This window comes from Rhodococcus sp. NPDC055112 (assembly GCF_053607505.1).
Map to the genome: position 1 here is coordinate 26,667 of NZ_JBSGTR010000063.1, position 6,695 is coordinate 33,361.

The following is a 6,695-nucleotide window of genomic DNA, read 5'->3' on the forward strand; positions in this document are numbered from 1 at the left end:
AGGGAAGAGCGGAGAGGCGCGCGTGTCAGCCGATGCTGAACGGCTGGCCGTACAGGGTGGTCTTGGAGTAGTCGTTGCCGACGATCTCGACGACCGTGTAGGACCGGGCCTGGGCGTAGCCGCCGCAGTTCTGGATCTCGATCTGGGTGTCCTGGTACTGCACGGCGTACTTGCCGTTCTTCTTGATGTCCTTGCCCGCGACACCGACGAACTTGACCTGACCGGCCGAGACCGGGACCGTCAGCGACCCGGAGATCGACGGGCCGTCCATGCTCACACCCATCCCGATGGACCCGCCGAGGCCGGTGATGTCGACCTGGCAGCCCACGATGTAGCCGGTGCTGATCCGCGAGACCCCGTGCGTGGACGAGTTGTTGGTGCCCTTGTCGTTGGTCGCGCCGTTCCACGGGCCCGCCTCGCCCTCACCGGAGACACCGGTGACATCGGCGGTGACCGTGCCCGAGACCCACGCGGTGCGGCCCGCACCGTTGGCGGCCAGCGACGGGGAGATCAGGACACTCTCGCCGGTACGCCCGACAACCGCACCCGGCCCCGCCTTCTGCCCATCCGGCAGCGGCACAAACGTGTCGGCATGCGCCGCACCGGTCGACATCAGGCCGATCGCCACCACCGCGGCAGCACCGATGCCGGCATTACGGAACTTGCTCATTGAATCCCCTTCATCGGCCGCGGCGCGTGGGCATGCGGCACCAGGTCACATGGAAATGATTTCCAGAAACCTAGGGAGGGTGAGGGCCTGCTGTCAAATGTGCTCCCGGGGAAGGACTTTCGGTCGAATGGGTGCACGCATGCGCATTATATACTTTGACAATCATTTGCAATAAGGTTGAAGCTCTGGGCATGACCCACGCCCCCACTCCTCGTGTTCGCGCCGCGGCGGCGTCCGCCGTCCTCGCGACCGCCCTGCTCGCCGGCTGCTCGTCCGGGATCGACCCACATGAGCAGGCCGCCGCCGTCGTTGGATCCGAAACCGCTGGACCGGTGGAGGTTTCGGGCGCGACACCGCGCCTCGCGGTGTCCTATGACGGTGGCGTCCTGGTGCTCGACGCCGAGAGTCTCGAGGTGGTCGGGCAGGTGCCCGTCGCCGGCTTCACCCGACTGAACCCGGCGGGAGACGGCAGGCACGTACTCGTCACGACCGGCGACGCCTTCGAGGTTCTCGACACCGGGACCTGGTCCGAGCCGCACGGCGACCACTCGCATCACTACACCGCTGCACCGGCGCTCACCGGCACCGAGTTCGCCGCGAACAAGCCCGGCCACGTGGTCCGGCACGCCGATCGCACCGTGCTGTTCCACGACGGGTCAGGGCTGGTCGAGATGTTCGATCCGCACGGGCTCGCGGACGGGAAACCGACGGTGGACACCTACACGACCGCCGAGCCGCACCATGGGGTGGCGGTGGAACTGGAGAACGGCGGACTGATCACAACACTCGGCGACGAGAAGGCTCGCACCGGCATCGTCGTTCTCGACCGGGAGCGCCGGGAGGTCACCCGCAACGAACAGTGCCCCGGCGTGCACGGCGAGGCGACGGCCGCGAACGAGGTCGTGGTGTTCGGTTGCCAGGACGGGGTGCTCGTCTCCCGCGACGGTGCGGTCACGAAGATCTCGAGCCCGGACGCCTACGGCCGGATCGGCAACCAGGCCGGCACGGAAACCTCCGACGTGGTGCTGGGCGACTACAAGACGGACCGCGACGCCGAACTCGAACGACCGCAGCGGGTGATGCTGGTCAACACGACGACCGCCACGATGACGCCCGTCGACCTCGGCACCAGCTATACCTTCCGGTCGCTCGGTCGCGGCCCGGGCGGCGAGGCACTGGTGCTGGGCACCGACGGACTCCTGCACGTGATCGACCAGTACACGGGGGCGGTGACCAGCCGGATACCGGTGCTCGGTGCCTGGGCCGAGCCGGAGAAGTGGCAGTCGCCGCGGCCCGCCCTGTTCGTCGACGGCGGCACGGCCTACGTCAGTGATCCGGCCACGAAGTCGATCCATGCGGTCGACCTCGAGACCGGCGCCGTGGTCCGTTCGGCGGAGCTGCCGCAGTCGCCGGTCGAGCTGACCGGCGTCGGCGGCTAGCGGTACAGCCAGCCGCCGCGCGGAGGGTCAGCTTGCCGAGGCCCAGCTGTCCGGGCCGAACACCTCGTAGTGGATGTTCTCGGCCGGGACCCGGCGTGCCATCAGCGTCTCGCGAACGGAGAGCATGAACGGCAACGGCCCGCACAGGTAGACCTGGGTGTCCGGCTCGATCCAGATGGCGGACAGGTCCGCCCGGCCGAGGTGCGTGGTGTCGCCCGCGGACCGGGTGCCCAGGTCCTCGTACCACCGGTGCATCACCGCGAACGGCATGCGCTGCACCAGCTCTGTCAGCTCCGCCCGATGCGCGTGCTGGGCCGGGGAGCGGTCCGCGTGTAGCACGGAGACCTGGCGCGGGTCGCCGGTGGCGGCGAGGTGGTTGAGCATCCCGATCATCGGGGTGCAGCCGATCCCGGCGGACACCAGCAGCAGGGGAGCGTCGTCGTCCTCGAGGACCAGGTCGCCGAAGGGTAGTGAAACGGATACCTCGTCGCCCTCGAAAAGATTGCGGTACAAGTGGTTCGAGACCTCGCCCGCCGGAGCCGCTGACCCGTCGGGCAGCGTCTGTGCCGGGACCGCCTTGACGCTGATCTGCCACTCGGACTGTGACGGCGCGCCGACCAGGCTGTACTGCCGGATCTGGCGGGCGCCGTCGGGCAGTCGGACGCCGACCGAGACGTACTGCCCCGGCCGGTATGCGGGCAGGGGTCGGCCGTCGGCCGGCTCGAGGATGAAGGTGACGGTGTCCGCGGACTGGAGGACGCGTCGGCCCACCACCATTCGGCGCCAGACGTCGCCTGCCACGACCGCGGACGCCGAGTAGAGGTCGGCCTCGAGACCGATCAGGGTGTCGGCCATCAGCCAGTAGACCTCGTCCCATGCGGCCGCCACCTCCGGGGTGACGGCTTCGCCGAGGACCTCCACGATCGCCTCGAACAGGTACTTGTGCACGATCACGTACTGGTCCGCGGTGATCCCGAGCGAGGCGTGCTTGTTCGCGATCCGCGACATGATCAGTTCCGTGCGGGGGGCATCCGGGCTGACCTGCAGTGCCGCGAATGCGGCGATCGCGCCGGCGAGGGCCTTCTGCTGCTGGCCCTGCTTCTGGTTGCCCCGATTGAACAGATCGCGTTCGAGTTCGGGATGGGCGGCGAACATCTTCGGATAGAAGAGCGCGGTGATGTCCTCGATGGCAGCGCCCACGGCGGGGAGGGTCGCCTTGATGACTTCGGTGGATGCGGGGGAGAGGGTCATGACCTGACGGTATTTAACTTGCATCTGAGATGCCAGTATTGTGACGTACTCCACTACAGTGCGTAGTAGGTCGCCTACCTGTGGGTTCGCCGGTGTCTCAGGCCGCCTCCGGCAGGTCCGTGAGGCAGGATGCGGCGTGTGCGGCCAGGAACTGGTCGGCGTCCTCCTCGTGGCCGGTGGTGGTCAGCAGCTCTGCGAGGATGTGGGCCTGGCGGAGGTTCGCGGCCCGCGCGACGGCCTCGAGGAAGTCGCGATCCGTGAAGAGGTCCGCGGTGTCGTCCGCGCGCTGGAGGATCATGCCGATGTCGATCATCTCGGGCTCCGATCGGTGTGTGGATCCGCCGGGGTGTCCGGCGGTTCGTGCTTTTCCGATATACCGATGGTGACCGAGATCTGTGAGCGCACCGTGTGCGCTCCTTGGCAATACGCTAAGGGTTGGGTTTGCTGGTCCGCTCCCATGCGGACAGGCGCCGCTCGCTCACGAAGCGCCTCGGCTCGCCTGTGTGCGGGTCGGTGAACTCGACCGCACGGGCCAGCAGTTGCAGTGGATTCGAATAGTCTTCCGGCGCAACGTCATACAGTCTCGGATAGAAGCTGTCGCCGACGATCGGGATGCCGAGTGAGTTCAGGTGAACCCGCAGCTGGTGCATCTTTCCGGTGCTCGGGAGCAGTCGATATCGGGCCAGATCGCCGCGTGCCTCGAACAGTTCGATGCGGGTGTGGGCGTTCGGTTCCCCCTGTGCCTCGATGCACTGCAGCATCCCGCGTTCCTTCACGATGCGGCTGTGCACGCTCAGCGGCAGCTTCAGCGCCGGGTCGAATCCGGCGATCGCCTCGTACTCCTTGCGCACCAGCCGCTGTTCGAACAGCAGTTGGTACGCCCGTCGGGCCTCCTGTCGGACCGTGAACACCAGCACGCCCGCCGTCACGCGGTCCAGGCGATGCGCGGGGGTGAGCTCGGGGAGCTCCAGGTCGCGGCGCAGCCGGACCAGTGCCGACTCCACGATGTGCCTGCCCCGCGGCGTGCTGGCGAGAAAGTGCGGCTTGTCCACGACCAGCAGGTCCCGGTCCCGGTGCAGGATCTCGATCTCGAACGGCACCCGCGCCTCGACCGGCGGGTCCCGGTAGAGGTACACGAACGCACGCGGCGCGAACTCGGTCTCACTGGTGACCGGCACCCCGTCCCCGCCCATCACCTCGGCCAGGGCGACCTTCTCCCGGAGCCGCGCCGCATCGTCGGGGAACCGGGCGAGCAGGTACTCCATCACCGTGGTCCATGGGCCGCGTTCGGGCAGCCTCAGCCGGGTGGGGTTGAGGCCGTCGCGGATGGGGAGGGGGGCGGCGGGCACACCTCGGAGGGTAGGCGGTCGCCCCCGGTCGAGGCCAGAATCGGCCGGGCTAGGGGGCCTCGACCCGCACGGACCGCCCCTCGCGTGCCGAGTGGCGAATAGCGTCCAGCACAGCCTGTCCCGCGACGCCGTCCCGGAAGGTCGCCGCCGGGGGCTCGTTCGGGTCGGGGGCCTGTCCGAGGATGCGCCTGCGGAACGCATCGGCGAGCCGGGCATACGGGGCGCGGTCCAGCCCTGTCGAGTGCATCCAGTCGTAGGTGGTCTGGAACAGGTCGTGCGGCGGCGGCTGTGGGGCCGGGTTGTCCAGGTCGGCGGGCATCGGCACCTCGTGCTCGCCGGTCGAGTCAGCGTGAAACACCTTGTCGCCGTTGATTGTCAGGGTTCCAAGCGTGCCCGCGATGCGGGTCGTCATCAGCAGCGGCCCCCACGCGCCGACCGTGCTCTGCAGCACCCCGTCGACTCCCTCCGCGGTGCGGAAGTGCACGGTGAAGGAGTCCTCCGCGCTCTGCCCGCGGTCGGCGACGACCGGCAATCCGGCGCTGACCATCTCGAATTCGCCCAGGGTGCTGCGGATCTGGTCGATCATGTGGGTGCCCTGTGCGCCGAGCCAGCCACCGCCGCTGCTCGCGTCGGTCCACCAGCCGGGCGCCTCGCTGCCCTCGGCGGCGAACAGCGGCAGATGCATGAGGAAGGTGGCCAGCCGCGGGGCGCCGATCACCCCGCTGCGGATCTGCCTGGCAAGCAGCGCCTGGGGGCTCGCATAGCGGAACTCGGTGCCTACCATGTGCACGACGCCGGACTTCTCGGCGGCGGCCAGCATCGTCCTGGCCTCGGTCAGGTCTGCCGCGAACGGCTTCTCGCACACCACATGCAGCCCTCGCTCGGCTGCCTCGACGGCCAGAGCGGCATGGGTGTGCGGTGGCGTAGCGATGGTGACCGCATCGATGTCCGCGACCGAGAGCGCCTCGTCGAGGGAGGTCGCGGCGTGCGGGATCCCCATGCGCTCGGCACGGTCAGCGGTGCGGGCTCGATCGCGGCCGACGAGCGCACGGACCTCGAACCCGGCATCCCGGAACGCCGGTACGTGGGTGATGCATCCGAAGCCGGTCCCGATCACGGCCAGCCCAAGTGTCTTGTCCGTCATGCTATTCCTGCCTGATTCTGCTCGGCGTCCATCGAAGTTGCGATACGGTCCAGCACGTTAGTGTGCCGCAGCCTGGTTCGAGCCGACCGCGGCCCTCGAAACGCTGACCTTCACCCACTGCCGGCGATCGGGTCTGCCGGTGTACCAGACCTGGTTCGCATCGCCGGCCAACGACGTCGCAGGCACTGTCACCGGGTGCCCCCGCGCCGCGGGGACGCCTGCGGGCGGGGTGCCCGTGAAGCTGATCGGACCCGCAGGCAGTCCGGGGAACCCTGACACGTGCGCGGGCGGATCCGGGTCGGGCTCGGGATCGATCATGGACCTGCTCGAGTTGGGTAGCTCGGGCGGTGCGGCCGGCGGCGGCACGATCACCGGCGGCATGCAGCAAACCGTCGAGATCGGCTGGGTTTTGGCAATTTTCGGAGAATCGCCCTGAACGGACGTCCGTATATGTAGGGTCTCGCGCATCGAGAGCCGGCACCGCCATGGGGGCCGGATGTGATTGCACAGGAGTACGAATGACTCGGCGTTCTATCGCGTGCCTGTTCCTCGTCGGCGCAGGGCTTATGGCCGCACCGGCGATCGCAAATGCGACCCCGACCCCGCCCCCGGCGCAGACGTGCGACAGCACGAACCAGACCCCCACCGACGATGACGACTGCGGGGGCGGCTCGAGCGACCTGGATCTCGCCGCCCTGTTCGCGTCGTTGACGACGGGCGCCAACAGCGGCCAGGCGGAGCACGGCGGCCCCTCGGGTGCGGGCGCGGCACCATCGGTGCGCCTCGCCGCCCCCTCTGTAGCCCGGGGCAGGGCGGAGGCGGCCCCGCACGAGCAGTCAGCT

General features: G+C 68.8%; 8 protein-coding genes. 2 read left to right on the forward strand and 6 right to left on the reverse strand.

Annotated features, from left to right (window positions below; genetic code table 11):
- Positions 1 to 25: 25 nt before the first annotated feature.
- Complete coding sequence (locus ACWFRB_RS22220; protein WP_452643412.1) at positions 26 to 670, reverse strand: MspA family porin; 645 nt, start codon at positions 668 to 670, stop codon at positions 26 to 28.
- 191 nt (positions 671 to 861) lie between these two features.
- Between ACWFRB_RS22220 and aztD the strand changes: the two genes are divergently transcribed.
- Entirely contained in the window at positions 862 to 2,109 is a 1,248-nt protein-coding gene (aztD, locus tag ACWFRB_RS22225; RefSeq protein WP_452643413.1) for a zinc metallochaperone AztD, read from the forward strand.
- A gap of 27 nt (positions 2,110 to 2,136) precedes the next feature.
- On the opposite strand, the gene ACWFRB_RS22230 is transcribed toward aztD, so the two are convergent.
- From ACWFRB_RS22230 to ACWFRB_RS22250, 5 genes are all read right to left on the reverse strand, one after another.
- Complete coding sequence (locus ACWFRB_RS22230; RefSeq protein WP_452643414.1) at positions 2,137 to 3,360, reverse strand: globin domain-containing protein; 1,224 nt, start codon at positions 3,358 to 3,360, stop codon at positions 2,137 to 2,139.
- Between the two features lie 97 nt (positions 3,361 to 3,457).
- Positions 3,458 to 3,673, reverse strand: a complete 216-nt coding sequence (locus tag ACWFRB_RS22235) for a hypothetical protein (protein ID WP_452643415.1) — start codon at positions 3,671 to 3,673, stop codon at positions 3,458 to 3,460.
- Positions 3,674 to 3,788: 115 nt separating this feature from the next.
- Entirely contained in the window at positions 3,789 to 4,709 is a 921-nt protein-coding gene (locus tag ACWFRB_RS22240) for a pseudouridine synthase (RefSeq protein WP_452643416.1), read from the reverse strand.
- 49 nt (positions 4,710 to 4,758) lie between these two features.
- Positions 4,759 to 5,853 (reverse strand): Gfo/Idh/MocA family protein, encoded by a 1,095-nt coding sequence (locus ACWFRB_RS22245; protein ID WP_452643417.1) that lies wholly within the window; start codon positions 5,851 to 5,853, stop codon positions 4,759 to 4,761.
- Between the two features lie 57 nt (positions 5,854 to 5,910).
- The gene (locus tag ACWFRB_RS22250; protein WP_452643418.1) at positions 5,911 to 6,171 is read right to left on the reverse strand and encodes a hypothetical protein; all 261 of its coding nucleotides are present in this window, start codon (positions 6,169 to 6,171) and stop codon (positions 5,911 to 5,913) included.
- Positions 6,172 to 6,371: 200 nt separating this feature from the next.
- Here ACWFRB_RS22250 and ACWFRB_RS22255 point away from each other — a divergent pair.
- Positions 6,372 to 6,695 (forward strand): hypothetical protein (locus tag ACWFRB_RS22255; protein ID WP_452643419.1); only part of this gene is annotated, 324 nt, incomplete at its 3' end.